Origin of the sequence: Kitasatospora sp. NBC_00374 (assembly GCF_041434935.1) — a bacterium.
In the GTDB taxonomy this organism is placed as follows: domain Bacteria; phylum Actinomycetota; class Actinomycetes; order Streptomycetales; family Streptomycetaceae; genus Kitasatospora.
This window is the reverse complement of the sequence record NZ_CP107964.1, coordinates 6,391,525-6,414,217: the sequence shown is the minus strand read 5'-3', so window position 1 is coordinate 6,414,217 and position 22,693 is coordinate 6,391,525. Positions and strand designations below refer to the sequence as shown.

The following is a 22,693-nucleotide window of genomic DNA, read 5'->3' as shown; positions in this document are numbered from 1 at the left end:
CCCGGACCGGGCGACAATGGCGCGGTGGAGTGCATCTTCTGCGCGGTGGTCGCCGGGACGTTCCCCGTCCACCGGGTGCTGGAGGACGAGGCGGTGGTGGCCTTCCTGGACCACCGGCCGCTCTTCCCCGGCCATGTGCTGGTGGTGCCCCGGGAGCACGTGGAGACCGTGACCGACCTGCCGGCCGAGCAGGTCGGGCCGTACTTCTCCCGGGTGCAGCGGGTGACGGCGGCCGTCGAGTCGGGGATGTCGGCGGCGGGCAGCTTCGTCGCCGCCAACAACCGGGTCAGCCAGTCCGTCCCGCACCTGCACGTCCATGTGGTCCCGCGGAACCGGAAGGACGGGCTGCGCGGGTTCTTCTGGCCGCGCGGACGCTACCGGGACGAGGAGCACGCCGCCGCGACGGCCGCCCTGGTCCGGGCGGCCCTGGAGACCACCCGACCAGGAATCTGATGGCACGTCAATTCGATTCCGGGGACACGCCCTTAACTTCTGTTCCAGCTGTGGATCGGACGGTCGGCGCGGTATCTTTCGAGCCGTTGTCGTTGCCCACACACATTCCACACCTGGCATTGGAGAGTTCGCCATGGCCGTCCCCAGGTCGCTCACCGCCCTCGTCGGCGCCGCCGCACTCTCGCTCACCCTGGCCGGCTGCTCGGACCCCCCGGTCGGCACCATCACGGCGACCGACGGCGTCACCACGGTGAAGCTGAGCAGCCCGTTCAACGGCACCTGCCACAGCTTCACCGCCCAGGGCGTCACGGCGGTGCGCAACAACATCCTGGCCGACATCGTGCTGCACCACGGCCCGGACTGCGCGGACCCCCAGGGCGCGGAGACGTTCTACCTGGCCACCGGGACGTCGGTCGAGGACCGCAACGAGCGCTGGCTGAGCTTCTCGATCGTCGGCTGAACCGCCGGACGCGGGACCGGCGCCTACGCGGCGCCCAGCACCCGCGCGTACGCGGCGAACAGCGCCGGGCCGCCGGGAGGCTGGACGTCCAGCAGGCGGGACCAGCAGCGGGCGAAGACCTCCCTGGCGTGGGCGCCGGGCCACGGGCCGGGCAGGAGCTCCGGCGGAAGCAGCGGGTCGGGCTCCATCGCCCGGGTGAACTCGGCGGCCAGTTCGACGGCGGTGGTCAGCGCCTCGGTGGCGGTGGGCGTACGGCCCGCGAGGCGGTCGAGGCGGGAGCCGGCGACGGCCGCCAGGCGGTGGTAGCCGGCCGCCAGGTCCTCCAGCGGCCAGAGCCGCCGGGCGAGCGCGGACGGGTCGGTCTCGGTACCGATCCGCAGGTCGCGGGTGGTGAGGGTGGTGACGGCGTCCAGGACGCCGAGGCTGCGGGCCGCCGCGGCCACCTCCTGGTCGATCCGGTTGGCCGTGACGTACAGGCCGCCCTGGAGCGGGGCGCCGCCGAGCCGCAGGACGGCGGCGCGCAGCGCGTCGCGGGCCGGGCGGGCCGATTCGGGGACGGCGAAGGCGGTCAGCTGCCAGGAGCCGTCCCAGGGGGCCAGGCCGCGGTCCTGCAGGTAGGCGTAGGCCACCAGGTCCAGGTCGGGGTCGAACGCGCCGGTCGCGTCCGGGGTGATCCGCAGGACGGCCTGCCGGCCCCGGCCCTCCTGGGTGAGCCGGCCCTCGGCGGCCAGCCGCTTGATGCACAGCCGGACCTGCTGGTCCGTCATGCCGAGTGAGCCGGCCGCGGCGTAGAGCTCGCCGGCGTCGACCGTGCCGTCCGTCCGGACCATGCCCAGGACCAGGACGCGGGTGGGGATCTCGACGGCGGGTGGTGTGTGCGGCATCCTCCGAGCATAGGCGCCGGTCACCGGCCCGGGTCGGGCAGCGGCCTGACCATGGTGGTGACCGCGCCGAAGCCGAGCGGGCGGCGCAGCCAGGGGGTCCGGGCGGTGTGCCGGACGGTGTAGCCGTGCCGCTCGTAGAGGGCCCGGGCGCGCGGATTGGTGTCGACCACGTCGAGGGTGAGCCCGTCGTAGCGGTGCTCGGCGGCGATCCGGTCCAGCTCGGCGAGCAGCAGGGTGCCGACGCCCCGGCCGCGCAGGGCGCCGTCGACGGCGATGCTCTCGACCGCGAGCAGGCCCGGTCCGGGCCGGTGTTCGAGCAGCGCGAGCACGGCGAGCCTGGGCAGCGCGGCCAGCGGCCCGTAGACGCGGGCCACCTGAGCGGCCGTGCCGCCGACCAGCGAGCGGCCCTCGTGCCGGTATCCGGCGACGGCGACCACCCGGCCGTCGAGCAGCGCGGTCACCGCCCGGTCGCGCCGGAGGTGGGCCGCCACGAAGGCGCGCCCCCGCTCCGGCGGCCCGAGGGCGGGGCCGAGTTTGCGGCCGAAGGCCTCCCAGTAGAGCTCGGCGACCCGGTGGTCGGCGTCGGTCGGTATCCCGCGGTGAAGGGTCGGCTCGGTCATGGGTCAAATCTAATACGATCGCTGGCGATACGATAGGTTTCTGTTCGATAGTTCTACGAGGAGGGGGCCGGACATGGCGAGAAGACTGGTCTGGACGTGCGTGGCGGTGCTGCTGCTGGCGCTCGGCCTGGGCGGGATCGCGATCCACCAGAACGACTACCGGATCCGGGAGCAGCGGGTGAGCGTCGAACACGGCGGCCACACCCTGGACGGGGTGCTCGCACTGCCTGAGGGTGGGCGGGGGCCGTACGGGCTGGTGGTCTTCGTCCACGGCGACGGACCGATCGACGCCACCCACGACACCTTCTACCGCCCGATCTGGGAGGCGCTGGCGAAGGCGGGCTACGCCTCACTGTCCTGGAACAAGCCCGGAGTCGGCGGATCGCCCGGCAACTGGCTCGACCAGAGCATGGACGACCGGGCCCGCGAGACCGAGGACGCCATCGCCTGGGCCAGGACCAGGCCCGAGATCGACGGGCGGCGGGTCGGCCTGTGGGGGGCCAGCCAGGCCGGCTGGGTACTGCCGAAGGTCGCGGCGCACGATCCGGGGCTGGCGTTCGTGATCGCGGTCTCCCCCGCGATCAGCTGGGCGGCCCAGGGCCGCTACAACCTGCTCGCCGAGCTGAGCGACCGCGGCGCCTCGGCCGAGGAGACCGGAGCGGCCGTCCGGCGGCAGGACCTCCGGGGCGAACTGCTCGGCCGCGGGGCCTCGTTCGAGGAGTTCCGGGCCGCGGCCGGCGGTGAACTGGACGGCTTCACCCCCGAGCGCTGGGCCTTCGTGGCCCGCAACCACACCGCCGACGCCACGGCCGATCTCAGGGCCATGCACGGCACCCCGGTGCTGCTCGTGCTGGCCGGGCACGACCGCAACGTGGACGCGGCCGAGACCGAGGCCGTCTACCGCTCCGTCCTGCCGGCCGGGAGCCTGGACGTACGGCACTACCCGGACGCCACCCACTCGCTGGTGACGCCGGACATCGAGCGGTCCGAGGTGTCCGCGGTGCTGACGGCCGTGTTCGCGCCGCGGTCGCTGTTCGCCGACGGATTCCTGTCCGACCAGCGGGAGTTCGCCGCCCGGCACTGAACCGCCGGAGACCGCCGGGGAACTCGGAGGCCGAGCAGCCCCGGGTCCTTCGCGCCCGAGCGCAGGGCCCGGGCCGGGTCCGCCACCAGCCCGCGCCCGGACAGGTCGAGGATCCCGGCGAGGCGGTCACCCCGGCCGCCACGGTGCCGTCGGCACCACCGGCCCCACTCCCCGGGCGAGCAGGTCGGCCTGCCGGACACCGGCCGCATCCAGCAGCGCCCACCGGGCGTGCTCCGCGTACTGCAGGTGGACGGCCTGGTTGAGATGCCCCTGCGCGTCGGCCCCGTACCCGCGGACGGCGACCCGCACCGCGAACTGACGGTCGGTCATGTCCCGCACGCCACCCGGCCGCGGCTTCGTCGTGCCGCGCACCGCCGCTCAGCGGGCGAGGCGGAAGACCGGGTAACCGGGGGCGATCCGCCGGAGTTCGGCGTCGGGGGCGTGTTCGTCGACTCCGTCGAAGAACACACCGACCTCGAACTTCCAGCGGCGCAGGTAGGCCCGGAGCACCTCGGGCTTGTCCTGGTCGGCCAGTTCGGTGGCATGGAAGGTCTCGGCGCGGCGGCCGAGACGGAGTTCGCCGGTGCCGGCGACCCGCAGGTTGCGGACCCACTGGGTGTGGCCCCGCGGCGCGACCAGGTAGCGCTCGCCGTCCAGGGTGAGCAGGTTGACGGGGGTGGTGCGCCACTCGCCGCTCGTGCGGCCCCGGACGGCGAGGACCCGGGAGCCCCACAGGCTGAGGCCGGCCCCGGTGAGCAGCCGGACGAGCCGGTTGGTCAGGCCGAGGGCGGCGCCGCCGAGGCGGGTGGTGGGCAGGACGTAGCGGGTGGCGGCGTGCTCGGACATCGCGGTACCCCTCGGATTGTGAGCGTCGATTTCGTTCGAGAGCAGTGCTCTCGCCCGCCTCTCCACCATGGCAGCGTCCGAGGCCCGGGTCAAGAGCACTGCTCTCGTTTGTGTGCGCCGATCCGACCTGTGGCAGGCTGTCCCCATGGCAGCCATCAGGAACGCCCGCGAGCGGGCCCGCGCCGAGCTCACCCGGGAGATCAAGGAGGAGGCCCGTCGCCGACTGGCCTCCGAGGGTGCCCAGCGGCTGTCGCTGCGCGCGGTCGCCCGCGAGCTCGGGATGGCCTCCTCAGCGCTCTACCGCTACTTCCCCAGCCGGGACGACCTGCTGACCGCACTGATCATCGACGCGTACCGCGACCTCGGCGACACCGCCGACCGCGCGCTGGCCGAGGAGTCCTCGGCGGACGGGCCGGGCGGCGCCCGGCGCCGGTGGCGGGTCCTGTGCCAGGCCGTCCGGGGGTGGGCGCTGGCCCACCCGCACGAGTACGCGCTGATCTACGGCACCCCCGTCCCCGGCTACCGGGCGCCCGCCGAGACCATCGAGCACGCCGCCCGGCTGCCGCTGGCCCTCGGCGCGGTGGTGCGCGACTGCGGGACGCTCCGCCGCGATCCGCCGTCCCGCCCGCTGCCTCCCGGCCTGGCCGCCCAACTGGGGCCCGTCCGCAGCCAGTTCTTCCCCGAGTTGCCCGAACCGGTGCTGGTGCGGGTGGTGACGGCCTGGATCCAGCTGCTCGGCATGCTCAGCTTCGAGCTCTTCGGGCACCTGCGCGGGTCGGTCGACCCGGCGGACGAGTTCTTCGGCTACTCCGTCGAGGAGTTGGCCGACCTGCTCGGCCTGCCGGCGGATCCGCCGTCGCCGACCGGGCCGAGCCGACCGGCCGGGGCGAGCTGACAGACTGTCCGGCATGATCGAGCTGAACGGGGAGCCGGCCCGGGTGCCGGAGATCACCGCGCTGGCCCTGACCAACTACGGGCACTTCACCACCCTGCGGGTCGAGGACGGGCGGGTCCGCGGACTCGGCCTGCACCTGGCCAGGCTGGTCCGGGACTGCCGGCTGGTGTTCGGGGCCGAGCTCGACCCGGAACTGGTCCGCGCCCGGCTGCGGGAGACGCTCGGACGGGACGGGGCCGGCCGGCCGGGCGCCGCCCCGGTCACCGTCCGGATCACCGTCTTCGACCCCGGGCTGGGCCTGGAGCGCCCCGGCGGGCCGGCCGACCCGCAGCTGCTGGTGACCACCCGGCCGGCGGCCGGCGCCGCCCCGCCGCCCCTGCGGGTCCGCACCGTCGAACACCGGCGCGACCTGCCCGAGGTCAAGCACACCGGCCTGTTCGGCCTGCTGCACCAGCGGCGGCTGGCCCAGCTGGCCGGCTTCGACGATGCCCTGCTCACCGGCCCGGGGGCCCGGATCAGCGAGGGCACCACCTGGAACGTCCTCTTCCACGACGGCCACCGGCTGGTGACACCGGACGCCGAGTGCCTCCCCGGCGTCACCACCGCCCTGCTCGCGCGGGCCCACGGCGGCCCCCGGCGGACGGAGCCGGTGACCGCCGGGGACCTGGGCCGGTTCGAGGCGGCCTTCGCCACCAACGCGGGCTTCGGCATCCGCCCGATCGCGCAGATCGACGGCGTCCGCTTCGACCCGGCCCGTCCGCTGCTGGCCCGCCTGCGCGAGGAGTACCTGGCGGTGCCCGCCGAGGAGGTGTGACCCGCCGTCGAAGCCGCGGTGAGGCGCCCGCCGGGCGCCTCACCGGACGGGCGTCAGGCGCCCGCGGCGGCGGCGAAGCGGGCGGCCACGTCGTTCCAGTCGACGACGTCCCAGAGCTTGGTGACGTAGTCCGGGCGGACGTTCCGGTACTGCAGGTAGTACGCGTGCTCCCAGGCGTCGAAGGCGAGCAGCGGGGTGGTGCCCTGGCCGACGTTGCCGTGGTGGTCGTAGACCTGCTCGACGATCAGGCGCCGGCCGAGCGGCTCCCAGGAGAGGATGCCCCAGCCGGAGCCCTGGACGCCGACGGTGGCTGCGGTGAGCTGCTTCCTGAACGCCTCGAAGCCGCCGAAGTGCTCCTCGATGGCGGTGCCGAGGGCGCCGTCGGGGCGGTCGCCGCCGTCCGGGGAGAGGTTCTCCCAGAACAGCGAGTGCAGGACATGGCCCGAGAGGTGGAAGGCCAGCGTCTTCTGAAGCCCCACCAGAGCGCCGAACTGCTCCTTGTCGCGAGCCTCGGCCAGCTGCTCCAGGGTGTCGTTGGCACCCTTGACGTAGGCGGCGTGGTGCTTGGAGTGGTGCAGCTCCAGGATCTCGGCGGACATGGCCGCCTCGAGCGCGGAGTAGTCGTACGGCAGGTCGGGAAGTACGTAGGTGCCCATCGGGACACGGCCCCTTTCAACGGTGTCGATCATGCCGGTCCCACACTATTGCGTATTACTTGCAATAGAGAAGTAGATGCTTCAGCATGTTGTGTGCGAGGGGGCCGGCCCGTCGGCCACCAGGACTCCACTCCCCGCGGGACGCCGGGTCCTTCCTGACTGACGATCGTCTTCCCAACCGGCGACCGCCGGGACACCGGCCGACCCCCGCGCGTCCACCCGGCCCGCCGGGCCCGGGTCACAGGTTGAACCGCACCCGCCGGTCCACCGGGACGAGGTCGGTGTACTCCCGGTTGCGGCCGATCCAGACCCGGACGAACGGGCAGTACGGCAGCACGGCCAGCCCGCGCCGGCGGGCGGAGTCCAGCGCCTCCCGGATGAGGACGGCGGCCAGGGCCTGGCCTTCGCGGCCCGTCGTGATCTCGGTGTGCAGGAACGCCATCTCGCCCTCCGAGAGGTGGTACTCGGCGAACCCGACGGGCTCCGAGTCGGGCTCCCCGACCCGGATCTCGAAGCGGGACGCCGCCGGGTTGTCCGTCACGTACGTCTCCGTGGTCATGCTGCCTCCCGTGCCTCGGTGGTGATGTCCCGTCAGGGTAGGCGGCCCGGGGTCGGCCGCCCCGGAGCGCCGCGAGCTGCCGCGCGAACGGCAGCACGTCGGCCGCGGTGACCGCGTCGAGGACGCCGCGCAGGGCGGGCGGTGGCCGGGGTCGGCCGGTCGGTGGGCAGTCGGGCGGAGGAGGGCACGCTCCGGTTGCGCCGGGCCCTGTTCCCGGCACCCGTCACCACTCCCCGGCCACCGCCAGCAGCCGCTCCCGCACCTGGGCCACCGACTGCGACACCGCGCCGCCGGCCCGCCGGGCCAGGTACAGGGTGTTGATCGGCGGATCCTGCGGATCCAGCAGCGGCACCAGCGCGCCGGACGCCAGCTCGGCCCGGCACAGATAGCGGGGCAGCACCGCGATCCCGGCCCCGGCCGCCGCCGCGGCCAGCAGCCCGCGCAGGTCCGGCAGCACCAGCGCGGCCCGCGCGCTCAGCCGCACCCCGAAGACGTGCCGCCAGTACCGGCGGGCGATCGGGTGGTCCTCCGCGTAGCCGAGCAGCGGCACACCGGCCAGCGCGCCCGGGCCCTCGGCGGCCGGGCGGCCCGGCCCGATCCGCTCGGCCCACCCCGGCGCGGCGACCAGCACGAACTCCTCGTCCATCAGCGGCGCCGCGGCCACCTCCCGGCCGCGCGGCCGGACGGCCGACAGCACCAGGTCGTACCGGCCGCCGCGCAGCCCGGTCAGCAGGTCCTCGGCCAGCCCGGTGGTGGCCCGCAGCCGCAGCCCGTCGGCCACCAGGGGAGCCAGCGCGGGCAGCGCCAGGACGGACAGCAGCTCGGCCGGGCCCGCCAGGTGGACGGGTTCGGCCGGGCCGCCCGGGCCCGGCGCCACCCGCTCGGCCACCTCGGCGAGCGCGTCCAGCGGGCCCGCCACCGCGGCCGCCAGCTCCGCCGCGACGGCGGTGGCGGCCACTCCGCGCGGCAGCCGCTCGAACAGCTGCCGGCCGAGCTGGAGCTCCAGCGCCCGGATCTGGGTGGTCACCGTCGGCTGGGACAGGCCGAGCACCCGGCCGGCGGCCGTGAACGAGCCGGAACGGTGGACGGCCAGGAAGGTGCGCAGCAGGTCCAGGCCCGGCCCGGTATGCGAAAAGCCATGGGTCACATAGCCAAGCCTATTGGTCCCCGGCGGGCCGACCGGCCTACCGTCGGAGCCGTCACCGGTACGGCGACCCGGATCCGGCCCGCCGACCGCTCTGCTCAGGGAGACCACATGTCCAAGATCCTGTTCGTGCTGACCGGCGCCGCGTACTGGACGCTCGCGGACGGCACCGAGCATCCGACCGGCTTCTGGGCCGAGGAGTTCGCCACCCCGTTCCACGCCTTCACCGCCGCCGGGCACGAGGTCACCGTCGCCACCCCCGGCGGCGTGCGGCCGCCGGTCGACGGGGCCAGCCTCTCGGCCGGGGCGCTCGGCGGACAGGCCGCGGCGGACGCGCTCGCGGCCGAGCTGGCCGAGCTGCCCGCGCTCCGGCACCCGGTCAAGCTCTCCGAGGTCGAACTCGCCGACTACGACGCGGTGTTCTACCCCGGCGGGCACGGCCCGATGGAGGACCTCGCGGTCGACGCCGACTCCGGCCGGCTGCTCACCGCCGCGCTCGCCTCGGGCAAGCCGCTGGCCGTGGTCTGCCACGGCCCGGCCGCCCTGCTGGCCGCCGAACTCCCGGACGGCGGATCGCCGTTCGCGGGCTACCGGCTGACCGGCTTCAGCAACGCCGAGGAGCGCGCCGCCGGCCTCGCCGACCGGGCGAAGTGGCTGCTCCAGGACCGCCTGGTGGCGCTCGGCGCGGACTACCGGGAGGGCGAGCCGTGGGCGCCGTTCGTGGTCACCGACCGCAACCTGGTCACCGGCCAGAACCCGGCCTCCTCCGGCCCGCTGGCCGAGGAGGTGCTCAGCCGGCTCGCCTGAGCACCCCGGCTCAGTCCGCGGCGCCCAGCACGGCCGCGGCCTCGGTCAGCCAGGCGACCCAGAACTCCTCCAGGTTGATCCCCGCCTGCAGCACCAGGTGCTGCAGGCGGTTCTCCTGCGCGGCCCGGTCGGCCGGGAAGTCGCGCCGCTCGATCTCCCGGTACTCCTCCAACTGGGCGCGGTGCAACTGGAGATGGCGCCGGAACTCGGCGTCCAGACCGGTCGCGCCGACCACCGCGGCGGCCCGCAGCCGCAGCAGCAGCGCGTCCCGCACCGGCTTCGGGTCGTGCTGCTCGGCGACCCAGCCCGCCAGCTCCGCGCGCCCGGCCGGCAGCACCTCGTACTCCCGGCGGCCGCCGCGGACGGGCACCTCGTGCGGCAGCTCGCGGATCAGGCTGGACTCCTCCAGCCGGCCCAGCTCCCGGTAGATCTGCTGGTGGGTGGCGGACCAGAAGTAGCCGATCGACCGGTCGAAGCGGCGCGTCAGCTCCAGCCCCGAGGACGGCTTCTCCAGCAGGGCGGTGAGGATGGCGTGCGGCAGCGACATGGGACGGATCGGCCTCTCCTGGCTGACTTCGTAGGAGCGCATCCTACGGAGTCGGGCGGCCCGTCAGAGGGCCGCCGCGAGGCGGGTTCCCTGGTCGATGGCCCGCTTGGCGTCGAGTTCGGCCGCCAGGTCCGCGCCGCCGATCAGGTGCGGCTCCCGGCCCCGGGCCCGCAGCTCCTCGTACAGGTCGCGGCGCGGCTCCTGGCCGGCGCAGAGCACCACGGTGTCGACGGCGAGCAGACGGGGGCTGCCGTCGACGGTCAGGTGCAGGCCCTCGTCGTCGATCCGCTCGTAGCCGACGCCGGCGACCATCTCCACGCCCCGGTGGCGCAGTTCGGTGCGGTGGATCCAGCCGGTGGTCTTGCCGAGACCCGCCCCGACCTTGGTGGTGGACCGCTGGAGCAGGTGGACGGTGCGGACGGCCGGCGGGCGGACGGGCGTGCGCAGCGCGCCCGCCGAGCGGTACTCGGTGTCGATGCCCCACTGTTCGAAGAAGGCGGCCGCGTCCCGGCTCGCCCCCTTGCCGGGGTCGGTCAGGTACTCGGCGATGTCGAAGCCGATGCCGCCGGCGCCGATGACGGCGACCCGGGGGCCCACCTCGGCCCGGCCGCCCAGCACGTCCAGGTAGCTGACCACGCTGGGGTGGTCGACGCCGGGGATGTCCGGGGTGCGCGGGGTGACGCCGGTGGCCAGGACGAGCTCGTCGAACTCCTCGGCGAGCAGGCCGTCGGCGGTCGCGGTGGTGGAGAGGCGGACGTCGACGCCGTGGATCTCCAGCTGCCTGCGGTAGTAGCGCAGCGTCTCGTCGAACTCCTCCTTGCCCGGCACCGTCCGGGCCAGGTTGAGCTGCCCGCCGATCCGGTCCGCGCCGTCGTACAGCGTGACGGCGTGTCCGCGTTCGGCGGCCGAGACGGCGAGGGCCAGGCCGGCGGGGCCGGCACCGACCACGCCGATCCGCTTGCGGCGGCGGGTGGGCGCGAGGATCAGCTCGGTCTCGTGGCAGGCCCGGGGGTTGACCAGGCAGGAGGTGATCCGGCCGCTGAAGGTGTGGTCCAGGCAGGCCTGGTTGCAGCCGATGCAGGTGTTGATGGTGTCGGCCTGCGCGCCCTCGGCCTTGGCCACGAAGTCGGGGTCGGCCAGCAGCGGACGGGCCAGCGAGACCAGGTCGGCGTGGCCGTCCGCGAGCAGTTGCTCGGCGAGTTCGGGGGTGTTGATGCGGTTGCTGGTGACCAGCGGGATGCCGACGGCGCCCATCACCTTCCGGGTCACCCAGGTCCACGCGCCGCGCGGGACGGAGGTGGCGATGGTGGGGATCCGGGCCTCGTGCCAGCCGATTCCGGTGTTGATGATGGTGGCGCCGGCCGCCTCGACGGCCCGGGCCAGCGCGACCACCTCCTCCAGGGTGGAGCCGCCGGGGACGAGGTCGAGCATGGAGAGCCGGTAGATCAGGATGAACTCGGGCCCGACCCGCTCGCGCACCCGGCGGACGATCTCGACCGGGAAGCGGATCCGGTGCTCGAACGGGCCGCCCCAGCGGTCCTCCCGGCGGTTGGTGCAGGCGGCCACGAACTCGTTGATCAGGTAGCCCTCGGAGCCCATGATCTCCACGCCGTCGTACCCGGCCCCCTGGGCGAGCGCGGCGGCGTCGGCGAAGTCCTCGATCGTCCGCTCGACCTCCTCGTCGGTGAGGGCGCGCGGCGGGAACGGGCTGATCGGTGCCTGCAGGGCGCTGGGCGCGACCAGGTCGGGGTGGTAGGCGTAGCGGCCGAAGTGCAGCAGCTGCAGGGCGATCCGGCCGCCCTCGCGGTGCACGGCCTCGGTGATCACGCGGTGCTGCCCGGCCTCGGCCTCGGTGGTGAGCTTGGCACCGCCCGACCAGGGGCGCCCCGCCTCGTTCGGTGCGATGCCGCCGGTGACGATGAGACCGACGCCGCCCCGGGCGCGCTCGGCGTAGAAGGCGGCCATCCGGTCGAAGCCGCCCTCGGCCTCCTCCAGACCGACGTGCATCGAGCCCATCAGCACCCGGTTGGGCAGCGTGGTGAAGCCCAGGTCGAGCGGGCTGAGCAGGTTCGGGTACGCGGTCATCGGGCGCCTCCTGGTCCGTGGGTCACGGCCTCACGGTAGGACGCCCGCAGGCGCCTATGCAACTAGTTGCACAAGTGCTCTCACTCACCCTCCTCCGGGACGGCCCGCCGGCGCTCCTTCAACCGGTGCTTGAGCCCCAGCAGCGCCCCCGAACCGCCGTGCGGCACCAGCCAGGACTCGTCGAAGCGGTCCACCGCGTCGAACCGGTACTTGTACGGCTCGGTGCCGCGCAGGAAGTCGAAGGTGCTCAGCCCCTGCTCGGCGCAGGCGCGGACGGCCTCGGCGATCACTGCCGTGCCGAGCCGCAGCTCGGCCAACTCCGGTTCCCAGCCGATCTGGTAGTACGCGAACGCGGAGCCCCAACGGAAGCCGTACAGCACCCCGACCACCTGCCCGCCGCGCTCGGCCAGCAGGAAGGCCGGCCCCTGCTCGGGGCCGGCGGCGGCCGAACGCTCCAGTACCCGGGCGTGCAGGGCGCGGCGCCGGTCGTCGAACGTGGTGGGCCGGCCCATCGCCGCGCGGCGCACCCCGTGCAGCCGCAGCACGGTGTCCAGCAGCTCGGGGCCCGCCTCCTTGGGCGGCACCCAGCGGAAGGCCACCCCCGCCGCGGCGAGCTTGCGGCCGTAACGGCGCAGGTTCGCCCGGAACTGACGGGAGCCGATCGCGTCGAAGCCCCGGCTGAGATCGGTGCGCGGGCAGGCCGCCAGGGCGACCCGGCGGGCACCGGGCGGCAGCAGGTCCCGCTGCCCGGGGTCGAGGTCGGGCAGCCAGAGCGTGCCGCCGCGGGCCCGCGCCGCCAGGAACTCGCCCACCTGAGCCCGCCGTTCGGGGAGCGCGACGAAACCGCAGTGGTCCGCGGCGCCCGGCCCGGAGCCGAGCGCGGTGAGCACCGGGGCCGACAGCGGCAGCCGGGGGTGCAGCCGCTCGCGGGTGCGCAGCAGCGGCACCACCGCCTCCACCCGGCCCTCGGACCCGCGCCAGACCGCGATCTCGGCGCCGCCCGCGCGGCCGCCCGCACCGAGCGTCTCCCACCAGGCGAGCACCCACTCGGGGGTCATGAACCAGGAACCGGCCGGGTCGGCCGCCACCAGCTCCCGCCAGCCGTCGACCACCGCCGCCGGCAGTGCGGGCGTCCGGTGGATCTCCGGGCCCTGTGCTGTCACCATCGTTCGCTCTCCCCCAGCCGTCGCGGCGGCCCGGCCGGCCGCCGGTGCCGGCGGGCGGCTCCGGGCCCGAGGGAATTGTGTCGAACAGCGGTGGGGTACGGCCGGGTTTCTCCCGAACCGGCCCGGGGCGCCGCGCACATCGCGGCGGAACCGGCCGAGGGGCTGGACGTCCGGCCACAACAGACGGCCGCGAACCGGGACCGCGGGCGACTGGTCGACCGTGCGCTGCGGGGAGCCGGCGGCCCGGCGGCCGGCCGCGGGCGGACCGTTACCGGGTCGGAACCGGGCGCGGTGAACTGACCGGTGCCGCCCGGCGTGTGAGCGGGGGTAGGGGCCGCCGACCGGCCGGGCCCACCCTCAGGAGGACTCATGAACCCGCACCCGTCCAAGGTCGTCATGGCGCTGCTGGCCACGGCGGTACTCGGCCTGGCCGCCACCGGCTGCTCGGGCGGCGGCAAGAAGCACACCTCGCAGTCGGCCAAGGGCGGTTCGGGCTCCACCACCCAGGGTGCGGGCGGCGGCGCCACCGCCGGGACCGGCCCGACCAGGTCCGCGGGCAGCAGCACGAGCCCCAGCGCCAAGCCGTCCGACTCCGACCGCTGCCACACCGCCGACCTGCGGGCCGACGTCCAGCTCCAGCCGGACCACCCGGGCTCGGCCATGCTGCTGCTGGTCAACAAGGGCACCCGGACCTGCACCGTGTACGGCTACGCCGGCCTGGGCGGGCTGCTGGCCGACAACAGCCCGGTCGTGCTGGCCACCACCCGGGTCCCCCAGCCGGGGCCGCCGACCCAGGTCACCCTGAAGCCCGGCACGACCGCCTTCGCGGGCCTGGCCTGGGCCTCCTGCAGCAAGTCCGACCCGGAGTGCAAGGTGCTGGCGGGTCTCTCGCTCACCCCGCCGGACGAGACCACCCAGGTCACGGCCGCGGTGCTCGGCACGGACGGCAAGCAGGTCAACGCGCTGGCCGTCTCCAAGGCCGGGGTGCGGGTCGGCTCGCTGCAGCCGTCCAACCAGGGCGTGCTGCTCTCCTGACCGGGTCCGCGATCAGGGCTCGGTGCCGCCGGGGCGTCCCGGGGTCCGGCCGGACCAGCGCGGTTCCACCTGCTCCCAGGCCGGTTCCCAGGTCGCCAGGGCCCGCCGGTCGAGCATCCGGGACCGCACCGCGCAGGCCGCCCCGGCCGCCGTCGCCAGCGCGGACGAGGTGAGCAGGCCCGTCACGACCGCGCTGAGCGCGATGTCCGTTCCCGAGCGAGGTCCCGGGGCCGCCTGGCCGGCGTCGTCGACCCAGATCGCCACCCGGCTGCCCGCGGCCGTCCCGGGCGGGACGGCGACCCAGCCGCTGACCTGGCCCGCCGACGGGTAGGACCAGCCCGCCTCGACCAGCACGCTGTCGCTGCCCTCGACCCCCGAACCGACCGGGGTGTCGGCCGCGTCCCCGGCCACCGCCGAGGTGGTCGCGCTGACCCGGTGCCGGTGCAGGGCGTCCGTGTCGGCCGCGTGCAGGCCGTCGTGCCAGGCCAGTGCCGTCAGCGCCAGCCCGGCCACGACCGATGCGGCGAGGGCGAGCACGAACCAGACCACCAGGCGGCTGCGGGCCCGGTCCGAGGCGCGGCAGAGCGGGTTGGCCTCCCGGCCCGCGGCACGGCGCAGATGGCCGCGGAGCGTGGTGGGCCCGCCCGCCCGTCCGGTCCTGGCTGGTCTGCGCGACATGGTGCTCCTCCTCGGCGGGGAGTTGCCGGGTGCGGCACCGCGGGCCGGAGCACGCGGACGTACCCGGCTTCCAGTCTCACTCCCCCGGCCCATCGGGGCACCCAGGACGAGGGTCCGGCCTCCCTCGCCTGCCCGCGGGCGCACCATGGAGTCAGGGCGGCCCAGGGTGCGGGCCGGGCCCGCCGCCCGTCGTCCGAGGAGGCGCGGCATGATCCACCAATGGCACCACGGGGGCATGAACGGCTGGGGGTACGGCCTGGCGGTTCTGCTGCTGATCGCCGTCCTGGCCGGGGTCGCGCTGCTCGCCGTCCTGGTGTACCACCAGGCCGCCGACCGGCGCCCGGCCGGGCCGCGGGCCGGCGACCCGGAGGCGTCCGAGCAGCGGCCCGCCCCCGAGCGGCTGCTCGCCGAGCGGTACGCGCTCGGCGAGATCGAGGACGAGGAGTACCGGCGCCGGCTCGCGGTGCTGCGACACCGCGAGTGACGGACCGCGAGTGACGTGCCGTGCTCAGAGCGCCGCGCCCTCGGCCATCGGCCGTCGGGCACCGTCCACCTCCAGGACGCAGACGATCTCCTCGCGGGAGTCCGCCGGGTGCTCGATCTCCAGGTCGAACACCCGGGGCGGCTCCCCGGGCAGCTCACCGGAGAGCAGCTCGGCGGCGGTGGAGTGCCGGCGCCGCCGCTGGTAGCCGACCTCCTTGCCGTCGACGAGCAGCTCGTACTCCGTCCTGCGGCCGTCGCGGATGTTCAGCGTGACCGAGTGGCCGGCGTGGTCCAGGTGGAAGTGGCGGTGTCGGCTCATGGCTGGCTCCCGTCCGGGGGTCCGTCCGTGCAGGTCCATGCTCCCCCCGGTCGGTGCCGCACGCCGCCGCCGGCGCGGGACGGACGCCCGTCAGGCCCGTTGCCGCAGGGCCAGCGCCGCCAGCAGCGCGGCGCCGTCCGCGAGCACGGACTCGTCGAAGGCCGCCTCCGGCGAGTGGTTGTACGGCGCGGTGTCCGGGTCCCGGCCGGGCAGGGTGGCGCCGAGGAAGAAGTAGGCGCCGGGCACCCGGTTGAGCACGAAGGAGAAGTCCTCGGAGCCGGCCAGCGGGTCGGGCAGTTCGGTGCAGCGCTCGGCGCCCAGCAGCTCCCGGGCGGTGTCGGCCACGAAGGCCGCCTCGGCGGGGTGGTTGACCGTCACCGGGTAGTCCTGCTCGTAGGCCACCTCGACCGCCAGGCCGTGCGCCTGCGCGATCCCCCGGACCACCCGGGGCAGCACCTCGGCGGCCCGGGCGGCCGCGTCCGGGGAGAAGCTCCGCACGGTGGCCGTGAAGGAGGCCTCGTCGGGGATCACGTTGTGGGCGTCACCGGCGTGGAAGGTGCCGACCGTGACCACCACCGGGTCGAACGCGGAGAACGTCCGGGTGACCGCGGTCTGCAGGGCGGTGACCATCTCGCAGGCCGCCGGGATCGGGTCGAGCGCCGCGTGCGGCGAGGAGCCGTGGCCGCCGCGGCCGCGCACCACCACCCGCAGCCGGTCGGCCGCCGCCATGATCGGGCCCGGCCTGATCCCCGTGACACCGCTCGCCAGCAGGGCCGAGGAGACGTGCAGCGCGTACGCGGCGGCCACCGGGCGGTCCGGTCCGGCGGCCGTCAGGACCCCCTCGTCGATCATGATGTCGGCGCCGCCGTCGCCCTCCTCGCCCGGCTGGAACATCAGCACCACGTCACCGGCGAGCTGCTCGCGCCGGTCGGCCAGCAGCCGGGCCGCGCCGACCAGGATGGCGGTGTGCAGGTCGTGGCCGCAGGCGTGCATCCGCCCGGGCAGCACCGAGCCCGGCTCACCGGCGGGGGCGCGCTCGTGCACCGGCAGGGCGTCCATGTCGCCGCGGAGCAGGACGGTCGGGCCGTCGCCGCCGCCGCGCAGGACGGCGGTCACCGAGTCGAGCGCGGTACCGCGGGTCACCTCCAGCGGCAGGCCGTCCAGGGCGTCCAGCACCTTGCGCTGGGTGAGCGGCAGCCGGAGCCCCAGCTCGGGTTCGGCGTGCAGGGCCCGGCGCAGGGCCACCAACTCGGGCTGCAGGGCGTGGGCGGCTTCCAGCAGATCCATCCTCGGAACTCCTCGCACGGGGGGGACGGGGGACGCGCGTTACGGGCGTCGGCGGTCGAACGCCAACCCAACATCTTGAGGTTTCACTCGATCGAGTAGCAGTGACTCCTCCGGACGGCTCAGGGAGCCGGTGAAGATCTAGTGTGCCGCTAGGGCGGATCGGTTCGCCATCCCCGCCATATTGCCTTTGCCACCGCACATCTGATGCACCGCCATCTCTGCCGGGCGGCGCGACGAAACCAGACGAAGGAGCCCTGCCGATGCCCGTGGACACGAGCCCGGAGACACAGCAGGTACAGCAGCCGCAGTCGAGCCTGACGACCGCAGCCGCCCGAAATCTTGCCACCACCACCAAGTCCGCACCGCAGATGCAGGAGATCACCTCCCGCTGGCTGCTCAAGATGCTCCCCTGGGTGCAGACCGCGGGCGGCGCCTACCGGGTCAACCGGCGGCTCACCTACACGGTGGGGGACGGCCGGATCGAGTTCGTGAAGTCCGGGCCCGAGGTCCGGGTCATCCCCCGCGAGCTCGGCGAGCTGGCCCTGCTGCGCGGGTTCGAGGACGTCGAGGTGCTGACCGCGCTCGCCGACCGCTGCGTCCAGCGGGACTTCGGGCCCGGCGAGGTGCTGGCCGAGCGTGGCACGCCGGCCGACGAGATCCACCTGATCGCCCACGGCAAGATCAACAAGGTCGGCACCGGCAAGTACGGTGACACCACCGTCCTGGAGACCCTGGGCGACGGCGACCGCTTCGGCGAGCAGGGCCTGCTCGACGCCGACGCCGACTGGGAGTACACCGCCACCACCCTGACCGCCGGCACGGTCCTCACCCTCTCCCGGCGCGAGTTCGAGGCCGTCCTCGGCGGCTCGGAGGCGCTGCGGGCACACATCGAGGAGTTCCGCTCGCTCCCGCTGCAGCGGCAGAACGAGCGCGGCGAGGCCGAGATCCCGATGTCGGCCGGCCACACCGGCGAGTTCGAGCTGCCCGGCGCCTTCGTGGACTACGAGCTCAAGCCGCGCGAGTACGAGCTGAGCATCGCCCAGACGGTGCTGCGGGTGCACACCCGGGTCGCCGACCTCTACAACCAGCCGATGAACCAGACCGAGCAGCAGTTGAAGCTCACCATCGAGGCCCTGCGCGAGCGCCAGGAGCACGAGCTGATCAACAACCGCGAGTTCGGCCTGCTCAACAACGCCGACTTCAGCCAGCGGATCCAGACCCACTCCGGCCCGCCCACCCCGGACGACCTCGACGAGCTGCTGAGCCGCCGCCGCGACTCGGAGTTCTTCCTGGCCCACCCGCGCACCATCGCCGCGATCGGCCGCGAGCTCAACTCCCGCGGGCTGTACCCGGACCACGTCGACCTGAACGGCCACAAGGTGCCGGCCTGGCGTGGCGTACCGATCCTCCCGTGCAACAAGATCCCGATCACCAAGGAGCGCACCAGCTCGATCCTGGTGCTGCGCACCGGCGAGGACAACCAGGGTGTGATCGGCCTGCACCAGACCGGCATCCCGGACGAGTACCAGCCGAGCCTGTCGGTCCGGTTCATGGGCATCGACGAGAAGGCGATCATCTCCTACCTGGTCACCGCCTACTACTCCGCCGCGGTCCTGGTCCCGGACGCGCTGGGCGTACTGGAGAACGTCGAGATCGCGCACGGCCGTAACTAGTAGACATTTCACCAAGTTGGTAGGACGTCAGGCGGCTCGGTCGAGCCGCCTGACGTCGGTCCGGGCACAGAAACCTCCCTCCACGGACGCCGGAGACGAGGCACCAGGAGCACCCAGGAGAGGGGACGGCCGTGCGAAGAGCAGTCGGTCCGGTGGACGCCACCGCCGACCAGTCGGTCCCGGCGGACGGGCCGCCGCACCGCGGGCCCCGGTTCCCGTGCACGGGCCCGGTCGCCCACCGCCTCCGGCTGGCCGGGGCGGCCGTGGGGATGGCCGCCGTCTGCACCGTGCTCGCGGGCGGGGCGACCGCCGCGGCGAAGGACCGGCCCGCCACCCACGGGCCCGAGCACCCCGGGCCGGTCGTCGAGGCCTGCCTGTCGATCCGGGCCGGGGTGTCCGGCGCCGAGGTCGACCTGGACCTCCGGGTGGAGCTCTCCGGCGGCCGGCACCCCGGGCACCCCGGGCACCACGGCCCCGGCAGGCCGCCGCGGCCCTGCCCGACCCCTCCGCCCTGCCCGAAGCCCACGCCGACGCCCACGCCGACTCCACCGCCGACGCCCACACCGACCCCGACCCCGGCCCCGGCCCCGGCCCCGCGGACGACGATCGAGCCTGCGTCCGCGCCGCCGAGCCCACCGCCGCCGCCCGCCCGGAAGCCCACGCCGCGCCCTCCGACGCCGACGCCGAGCCGCCCGGCACCCGCGCTCGCGCCGCCGGTGCCGGAGCCGAGCCCGCCCGCGCCGGCCCCGCCGACACCGTCGCCGAAGCCGATCCGGCTTCCGCCGCCCCCGCCCGCACCCGAGGCGAAGCGGCACCAGAACACCCCGCCGACCACCACCATGCTGCTGGTCACGGTCCCGGCGGTGCTCGCCGCGGCTGCCCTCAAACCACGCTCGCGGACCGCCGGTGGCGGTCGCGGCGGCAGGTCCTGAACCGGCCTCACCACCGGTTCACCACCGTCTGTCCGGACAGGAGTTTGCCATGTCGGAGTGGTTGGCCCTCGCGATCGCCATGCTGGCGGCGTGCGCCGTCGTGGTCGCGGTCGTCTTACTGAGGCACCGTCGGGTCGCCGAGGACGACGACCCGACGGAGACCCCGGACGTCATCGAGTACATGACGATGATGATCGGCGTGGTCTACGCGATCGTGCTCGGCCTCGCCATCGCGGGTGTGTGGGAGGCACGCAGCGCCGCCCAGGACGACATCCTCCGCGAGGCCCAGTCCCTGCACGAGGTGAGCGAACGGGCCCAGGTCTATCCGGCCGACTTCCGCGACAGGCTCCGGGCCGACGTCGACGCGTACGTCTCCTTCGTGGTCGACACCGAGTGGACGTACATGAAGGAGCACGGCGAGATCTCCTCGCAGGGCACCCGGTTGCTGGCGCAGCTGCGCGCGGACGCCGCCGGGCGCACCCCGCAGAACGACCTGGAGGCCCAGACCTACCAGCCGATCCTGGACCGGATCGCGATCGCCGACGAGACCCGCAACTCCCGCGGGCAGAGCACCGGGCCGACCATGCCCGGGGTGGTCTGGTTCGGGCTGATCGTGGGTGCGCTGGTCACCGTGGGCATGATCTTCACCCTGCAGATCCGCCGCTCCCCGCGCGAGCTGTTCCTGGCCGGGGCGTTCAGCGCGCTGATCGGGTTCCTGCTGTTCCTGATCTGGGACTTCGACGACCCGTTCGGACGCGGTATCTCGGTCACCACCCAGCCCTTCCTCGACCTCTTCCCCTCCATCGGAGGGGCGAGCTGACCGCGGCCGGGTGCCGCCCCCGCGCCGGGGCCGGCACCCGGCCGTCCGTCAGTCCGCCGGTGGTGTTGCCGGTGTCGCCGAGAGGGGCCTTCGAGCCCCGTCCGCGGCCACGACGGCGCCGCTCTCCGGACGCGCCGGAGCCCCGGGCTGTCCCGGGGCTCCGCGAGCGGTGGTCAGACCGTCTCCGGGACGTCCTCCGCGCGGACGTCCTCCGCGCGGACGTCCTCCGCGCGGACGTCCTCCGCGCGGGCGTCCTCCGCGCGGGCGCCCTTCGTCCGGACGGGCTCGCCGCGGCGCACCGCGCCGGGGGCGCGGCGGGCGGGGTGGTCGGCGCGGGGGGCGGAGGAGAGCTGCCAGGGCACGCTGATCACCATCACACCCGGGGTGAACAGCAGGCGGCTCTTCAGCCAGAGCGCCGACTGGTTGTGCAGCAGGTGCTCCCACCAGTGGCCGACCACGTACTCGGGGATGAAGACGGCGACCGCGTCCCGGGGGCTGGTGCGGCGCACGGTACGGACGTAGTGCACCACCGGCTTGGTGATCTCGCGGTACGGCGAGTCCAGCACCTTGAGCGGCACCTGCACGTCGAACTCGTCCCACTGGGTGCGCAGTTCGTCGGTCGCCTCCTTCTCCACCTCGACCGTGACGGCCTCCAGGGTGTCCGGGCCGAAGGCCTGGGCGTAGCCGAGGGCGCGCAGGGTGGGCTTGTGGAGCTTGGAGACCAGGACGATGCCGTGCACGTTGGAGGGGCGGACGGACTCCTCGCGCGGGTCCTCGACCGCCAGCTCCGAGGCGACGGTGTCGTAGTGGCGGCGGATGGCGCGCATCATCAGCCACAGCACGATCGCGGCGACCACGGCCAGCCAGGCGCCCTGGGTGAACTTGGTCAGCAGCACGATCACCAGCACCAGGGCGGTGGTGACGGCGCCCAGGCCGTTGATGATCCGCGAGCGCTGGGCGGCGCCGCGCACCGGGGCGTCGGTCTCGGTGGCCAGCACCCGGTTCCAGTGCTTGACCATGCCGATCTGGGAGAGCGTGAAGGAGGTGAAGACGCCGAGGATGTAGAGGTGGATCAGGCTGGTGACGTCCGCCTTGTAGAGCCAGAGCAGGCCGCCGGCGACCACCGCGAGGGCGATGATGCCGTTGGAGAACGCGAGGCGGTCGCCCCGGGTGTGCATCTGCCGGGGCAGGTAGCGGTGTTCGGCGAGGATCGAGGCCAGCAGCGGGAAGCCGTTGAACGCGGTGTTCGCGGCCAGGATCAGCACCAGCGCGGTCGCGGCCTGGATCACGTAGAACAGGATGCTGTCGCTGCCGCCGAACACGGAGGCCGCCAGCTGCGCGATCACGGTCTGCTGGGTGTAGCCGGCGCAGTCGGCGGGGAGGCCGGTCAGCTGGCAGGCGTCGTCGACGTAGTGCACCTTCGAGATCAGCGCCAGCGCGGTGACCCCGACGAACATCACCACCGCGGTGATGCCCATGACCGCCATCGTGGTCGCGGCGTTGCGCGACTTGGGCGCCCGAAACGCCGGTACGCCGTTGGAGATCGCCTCCACCCCGGTCAGCGCCGTGCAGCCGGAGGCGAACGCCCGCAGGCCCAGCAGCAGCAGACCCAGGCCCGCCAGTGTGTCCCCGCCGTGCTCCGGCGCGATCCCGAAGGCCGCGCTCTCGGCCACCGGCGCGTCACCGAACACCATCCGCACCAGCCCGGTGGCGATCATCAGCAGCATGGCGCCGATGAACAGGTACGTCGGCGCGGCGAAGGCGTTGCCGGACTCCCGGACACCGCGCAGGTTCATCGCCATCAGCAGCGCGACGAACCCGACCGCCATGGCCACGCGGTAGTCCGCCAGGCTCGGCAGCGCCGAGATGATGTTGTCCACCCCGGACGCCACCGACACCGCGACCGTCATCACGTAGTCGACCAGCAGCGAAGCCGCCACCACCAGCCCGGAGTTCGGGCCGAGGTTGCGGGACACCACCTCGTACGAGCCGCCACCGCTCGGGTAGGCGTGCACCACCTGGCGGTACGAGGCGACCACCACCACCATCAACCCGACCACCGCGGCCGCGACCCACGGGGTCAGATACAGGAAGGCGGTACCGCCCACGGTCAGGACGAGCAGGATCTCCTGCGTGGCATAGGCCACCGAGGAGAGCGGGTCGGAAGCGAAGATCGGCAGCGCCAGCCGCTTGGGGAGCAGGGTCTCGCCCAGCTCCTCGCTGCGCATGGCCCGGCCGATCACAAGGCGCTTGAGCGCCTGGGGCAGATTGAACACACGGGCGAGCGTAAGGCGCCGGGAGCAGTCGGCAAGCTGCCCCGAAACGGTCGGAACACGCCCCGGTCGAGACCATCCGCTGAAACGTTTCCGCAGGTCGGACGGGTGGACCGGGCCGCACTACCCCTCAGTAGGTACGCCCTGCGGCGACCCGTTAAGGGATCGTCAAG

At 74.2% G+C, this 22,693-nt stretch carries 25 protein-coding genes; 11 read left to right on the top strand and 14 right to left on the bottom strand.

All coding sequences use genetic code 11. The features are described 5' to 3' along the window. Nucleotides 1–24 precede the first annotated feature (24 nt). Together OG871_RS28550 and OG871_RS28545 are read left to right on the top strand one after the other, a co-directional pair. Nucleotides 25–453, top strand: coding sequence for an HIT family protein (locus OG871_RS28550; RefSeq protein ID WP_371500620.1), 429 nt, complete (start codon nt 25–27; stop codon nt 451–453). A 133-nt stretch (nt 454–586) separates the two neighbouring features. Next, nucleotides 587–913, top strand: a complete 327-nt coding sequence (locus OG871_RS28545) for a hypothetical protein (RefSeq protein WP_371500618.1) — start codon at nt 587–589, stop codon at nt 911–913. 23 nt (nt 914–936) lie between these two features. Here the strand turns inward: OG871_RS28545 and OG871_RS28540 are convergent, their stop codons facing one another. Both OG871_RS28540 and OG871_RS28535 read right to left on the bottom strand, forming a co-directional pair. Next, the gene (locus tag OG871_RS28540; protein ID WP_371500617.1) at nt 937–1,797 is read right to left on the bottom strand and encodes a PaaX family transcriptional regulator C-terminal domain-containing protein; all 861 of its coding nucleotides are present in this window, start codon (nt 1,795–1,797) and stop codon (nt 937–939) included. A gap of 20 nt (nt 1,798–1,817) precedes the next feature. Beyond that, the gene (locus tag OG871_RS28535) at nt 1,818–2,417 is read right to left on the bottom strand and encodes a GNAT family N-acetyltransferase (RefSeq protein WP_371500615.1); all 600 of its coding nucleotides are present in this window, start codon (nt 2,415–2,417) and stop codon (nt 1,818–1,820) included. 73 nt (nt 2,418–2,490) lie between these two features. On the opposite strand from OG871_RS28535, the gene OG871_RS28530 reads away from it, so the two are divergent. Continuing rightward, nucleotides 2,491–3,501, top strand: coding sequence for an alpha/beta hydrolase family protein (locus OG871_RS28530; RefSeq protein WP_371500613.1), 1,011 nt, complete (start codon nt 2,491–2,493; stop codon nt 3,499–3,501). 126 nt (nt 3,502–3,627) lie between these two features. Here OG871_RS28530 and OG871_RS28525 read toward each other — a convergent pair whose 3' ends face one another. Next, a complete protein-coding gene (locus OG871_RS28525) occupies nt 3,628–3,831 on the bottom strand; it encodes an acyl-CoA thioesterase (RefSeq protein ID WP_371500611.1) in 204 nt (67 codons plus the stop codon). Between the two features lie 48 nt (nt 3,832–3,879). Then, on the bottom strand, nt 3,880–4,347 hold the full coding sequence (locus tag OG871_RS28520; RefSeq protein WP_371500609.1) for a nitroreductase/quinone reductase family protein: 468 nt from the start codon (nt 4,345–4,347) through the stop codon (nt 3,880–3,882). Between the two features lie 145 nt (nt 4,348–4,492). Here OG871_RS28520 and OG871_RS28515 point away from each other — a divergent pair, with 145 nt between their 5' ends. Together OG871_RS28515 and OG871_RS28510 are read left to right on the top strand one after the other, a co-directional pair. Further along, a complete protein-coding gene (locus OG871_RS28515; protein WP_371500607.1) occupies nt 4,493–5,242 on the top strand; it encodes a TetR/AcrR family transcriptional regulator in 750 nt (249 codons plus the stop codon). A gap of 13 nt (nt 5,243–5,255) precedes the next feature. Next, nucleotides 5,256–6,056, top strand: coding sequence for an aminotransferase class IV (locus OG871_RS28510; RefSeq protein ID WP_371500605.1), 801 nt, complete (start codon nt 5,256–5,258; stop codon nt 6,054–6,056). Nucleotides 6,057–6,109: 53 nt separating this feature from the next. Here the strand turns inward: OG871_RS28510 and OG871_RS28505 are convergent, their stop codons facing one another. The 3 genes from OG871_RS28505 to OG871_RS28495 form a co-directional block, all read right to left on the bottom strand. Further along, the gene (locus OG871_RS28505) at nt 6,110–6,712 is read right to left on the bottom strand and encodes a superoxide dismutase (protein ID WP_371500603.1); all 603 of its coding nucleotides are present in this window, start codon (nt 6,710–6,712) and stop codon (nt 6,110–6,112) included. A gap of 238 nt (nt 6,713–6,950) precedes the next feature. Further along, nucleotides 6,951–7,271, bottom strand: coding sequence for a GNAT family N-acetyltransferase (locus OG871_RS28500; protein WP_371500601.1), 321 nt, complete (start codon nt 7,269–7,271; stop codon nt 6,951–6,953). Nucleotides 7,272–7,494: 223 nt separating this feature from the next. Then, complete coding sequence (locus OG871_RS28495) at nt 7,495–8,418, bottom strand: LysR family transcriptional regulator (protein ID WP_371500599.1); 924 nt, start codon at nt 8,416–8,418, stop codon at nt 7,495–7,497. 108 nt (nt 8,419–8,526) lie between these two features. On the opposite strand from OG871_RS28495, the gene OG871_RS28490 reads away from it, so the two are divergent. Further along, nucleotides 8,527–9,222: a type 1 glutamine amidotransferase domain-containing protein gene (locus OG871_RS28490; RefSeq protein ID WP_371500597.1), complete on the top strand. Its 696-nt coding sequence runs from the start codon at nt 8,527–8,529 to the stop codon at nt 9,220–9,222. Between the two features lie 10 nt (nt 9,223–9,232). Here the strand turns inward: OG871_RS28490 and OG871_RS28485 are convergent, their stop codons facing one another. From OG871_RS28485 to OG871_RS28475, 3 genes are all read right to left on the bottom strand, one after another. Next, on the bottom strand, nt 9,233–9,769 hold the full coding sequence (locus OG871_RS28485; RefSeq protein ID WP_371503454.1) for a PadR family transcriptional regulator: 537 nt from the start codon (nt 9,767–9,769) through the stop codon (nt 9,233–9,235). A 63-nt stretch (nt 9,770–9,832) separates the two neighbouring features. Next, nucleotides 9,833–11,854, bottom strand: coding sequence for an FAD-dependent oxidoreductase (locus OG871_RS28480; RefSeq protein WP_371500595.1), 2,022 nt, complete (start codon nt 11,852–11,854; stop codon nt 9,833–9,835). An 80-nt stretch (nt 11,855–11,934) separates the two neighbouring features. Continuing rightward, a complete protein-coding gene (locus tag OG871_RS28475) occupies nt 11,935–13,020 on the bottom strand; it encodes a GNAT family N-acetyltransferase (protein ID WP_371500593.1) in 1,086 nt (361 codons plus the stop codon). 369 nt (nt 13,021–13,389) lie between these two features. Here OG871_RS28475 and OG871_RS28470 point away from each other — a divergent pair, with 369 nt between their 5' ends. Continuing rightward, nucleotides 13,390–14,055, top strand: a complete 666-nt coding sequence (locus OG871_RS28470) for a DUF4232 domain-containing protein (protein ID WP_371500591.1) — start codon at nt 13,390–13,392, stop codon at nt 14,053–14,055. A 12-nt stretch (nt 14,056–14,067) separates the two neighbouring features. On the opposite strand, the gene OG871_RS28465 is transcribed toward OG871_RS28470, so the two are convergent. Continuing rightward, complete coding sequence (locus OG871_RS28465; RefSeq protein WP_371500589.1) at nt 14,068–14,733, bottom strand: hypothetical protein; 666 nt, start codon at nt 14,731–14,733, stop codon at nt 14,068–14,070. A gap of 208 nt (nt 14,734–14,941) precedes the next feature. Here OG871_RS28465 and OG871_RS28460 point away from each other — a divergent pair, with 208 nt between their 5' ends. After that, on the top strand, nt 14,942–15,217 hold the full coding sequence (locus tag OG871_RS28460) for an SHOCT domain-containing protein (protein WP_371500587.1): 276 nt from the start codon (nt 14,942–14,944) through the stop codon (nt 15,215–15,217). Between the two features lie 24 nt (nt 15,218–15,241). Here OG871_RS28460 and OG871_RS28455 read toward each other — a convergent pair whose 3' ends face one another. After that, nucleotides 15,242–15,535 carry a hypothetical protein gene (locus OG871_RS28455; RefSeq protein WP_371500585.1) on the bottom strand — a complete coding sequence of 98 codons (294 nt, stop codon included), beginning with the start codon at nt 15,533–15,535 and terminating at the stop codon, nt 15,242–15,244. Between the two features lie 90 nt (nt 15,536–15,625). Beyond that, entirely contained in the window at nt 15,626–16,822 is a 1,197-nt protein-coding gene (locus tag OG871_RS28450; RefSeq protein WP_371500583.1) for a M20 family metallopeptidase, read from the bottom strand. Nucleotides 16,823–17,082: 260 nt separating this feature from the next. Between OG871_RS28450 and OG871_RS28445 the strand changes: the two genes are divergently transcribed. The 3 genes from OG871_RS28445 (at nt 17,083) to OG871_RS28435 (ending at nt 20,247) form a co-directional block, all read left to right on the top strand. Then, nucleotides 17,083–18,495: a family 2B encapsulin nanocompartment shell protein gene (locus OG871_RS28445; protein WP_371500581.1), complete on the top strand. Its 1,413-nt coding sequence runs from the start codon at nt 17,083–17,085 to the stop codon at nt 18,493–18,495. A 131-nt stretch (nt 18,496–18,626) separates the two neighbouring features. Next, nucleotides 18,627–19,427 carry a hypothetical protein gene (locus OG871_RS28440; RefSeq protein WP_371500580.1) on the top strand — a complete coding sequence of 267 codons (801 nt, stop codon included), beginning with the start codon at nt 18,627–18,629 and terminating at the stop codon, nt 19,425–19,427. 49 nt (nt 19,428–19,476) lie between these two features. Next, complete coding sequence (locus tag OG871_RS28435) at nt 19,477–20,247, top strand: hypothetical protein (RefSeq protein WP_371500578.1); 771 nt, start codon at nt 19,477–19,479, stop codon at nt 20,245–20,247. Between the two features lie 173 nt (nt 20,248–20,420). Here OG871_RS28435 and OG871_RS28430 read toward each other — a convergent pair whose 3' ends face one another. Beyond that, on the bottom strand, nt 20,421–22,475 hold the full coding sequence (locus OG871_RS28430; RefSeq protein WP_371503453.1) for an APC family permease: 2,055 nt from the start codon (nt 22,473–22,475) through the stop codon (nt 20,421–20,423). Between the last annotated feature and the right edge of the window lie 218 nt (nt 22,476–22,693).

Excerpts from the sequence above, each read along its gene's own strand:
- OG871_RS28545 (WP_371500618.1), top strand. The coding sequence starts at position 587 with ATGGCCGTCCCCAGGTCGCTCACCGCCCTCGTCGGCGCCGCCGCACTC.
- OG871_RS28540 (WP_371500617.1), bottom strand. The coding sequence starts at position 1,797 with ATGCCGCACACACCACCCGCCGTCGAGATCCCCACCCGCGTCCTGGTC.
- OG871_RS28535 (WP_371500615.1), bottom strand. The coding sequence starts at position 2,417 with ATGACCGAGCCGACCCTTCACCGCGGGATACCGACCGACGCCGACCAC.
- OG871_RS28530 (WP_371500613.1), top strand. The coding sequence starts at position 2,491 with ATGGCGAGAAGACTGGTCTGGACGTGCGTGGCGGTGCTGCTGCTGGCG.
- OG871_RS28525 (WP_371500611.1), bottom strand. The coding sequence starts at position 3,831 with ATGACCGACCGTCAGTTCGCGGTGCGGGTCGCCGTCCGCGGGTACGGG.
- OG871_RS28520 (WP_371500609.1), bottom strand. The coding sequence starts at position 4,347 with ATGTCCGAGCACGCCGCCACCCGCTACGTCCTGCCCACCACCCGCCTC.
- OG871_RS28515 (WP_371500607.1), top strand. The coding sequence starts at position 4,493 with ATGGCAGCCATCAGGAACGCCCGCGAGCGGGCCCGCGCCGAGCTCACC.
- OG871_RS28510 (WP_371500605.1), top strand. The coding sequence starts at position 5,256 with ATGATCGAGCTGAACGGGGAGCCGGCCCGGGTGCCGGAGATCACCGCG.
- OG871_RS28505 (WP_371500603.1), bottom strand. The coding sequence starts at position 6,712 with ATGGGCACCTACGTACTTCCCGACCTGCCGTACGACTACTCCGCGCTC.
- OG871_RS28500 (WP_371500601.1), bottom strand. The coding sequence starts at position 7,271 with ATGACCACGGAGACGTACGTGACGGACAACCCGGCGGCGTCCCGCTTC.
- OG871_RS28490 (WP_371500597.1), top strand. The coding sequence starts at position 8,527 with ATGTCCAAGATCCTGTTCGTGCTGACCGGCGCCGCGTACTGGACGCTC.
- OG871_RS28485 (WP_371503454.1), bottom strand. The coding sequence starts at position 9,769 with ATGTCGCTGCCGCACGCCATCCTCACCGCCCTGCTGGAGAAGCCGTCC.
- OG871_RS28480 (WP_371500595.1), bottom strand. The coding sequence starts at position 11,854 with ATGACCGCGTACCCGAACCTGCTCAGCCCGCTCGACCTGGGCTTCACC.
- OG871_RS28475 (WP_371500593.1), bottom strand. The coding sequence starts at position 13,020 with ATGGTGACAGCACAGGGCCCGGAGATCCACCGGACGCCCGCACTGCCG.
- OG871_RS28470 (WP_371500591.1), top strand. The coding sequence starts at position 13,390 with ATGAACCCGCACCCGTCCAAGGTCGTCATGGCGCTGCTGGCCACGGCG.
- OG871_RS28465 (WP_371500589.1), bottom strand. The coding sequence starts at position 14,733 with ATGTCGCGCAGACCAGCCAGGACCGGACGGGCGGGCGGGCCCACCACG.
- OG871_RS28460 (WP_371500587.1), top strand. The coding sequence starts at position 14,942 with ATGATCCACCAATGGCACCACGGGGGCATGAACGGCTGGGGGTACGGC.
- OG871_RS28455 (WP_371500585.1), bottom strand. The coding sequence starts at position 15,535 with ATGAGCCGACACCGCCACTTCCACCTGGACCACGCCGGCCACTCGGTC.
- OG871_RS28450 (WP_371500583.1), bottom strand. The coding sequence starts at position 16,822 with ATGGATCTGCTGGAAGCCGCCCACGCCCTGCAGCCCGAGTTGGTGGCC.
- OG871_RS28445 (WP_371500581.1), top strand. The coding sequence starts at position 17,083 with ATGCCCGTGGACACGAGCCCGGAGACACAGCAGGTACAGCAGCCGCAG.
- OG871_RS28435 (WP_371500578.1), top strand. The coding sequence starts at position 19,477 with ATGTCGGAGTGGTTGGCCCTCGCGATCGCCATGCTGGCGGCGTGCGCC.
- OG871_RS28430 (WP_371503453.1), bottom strand. The coding sequence starts at position 22,475 with ATGCGCAGCGAGGAGCTGGGCGAGACCCTGCTCCCCAAGCGGCTGGCG.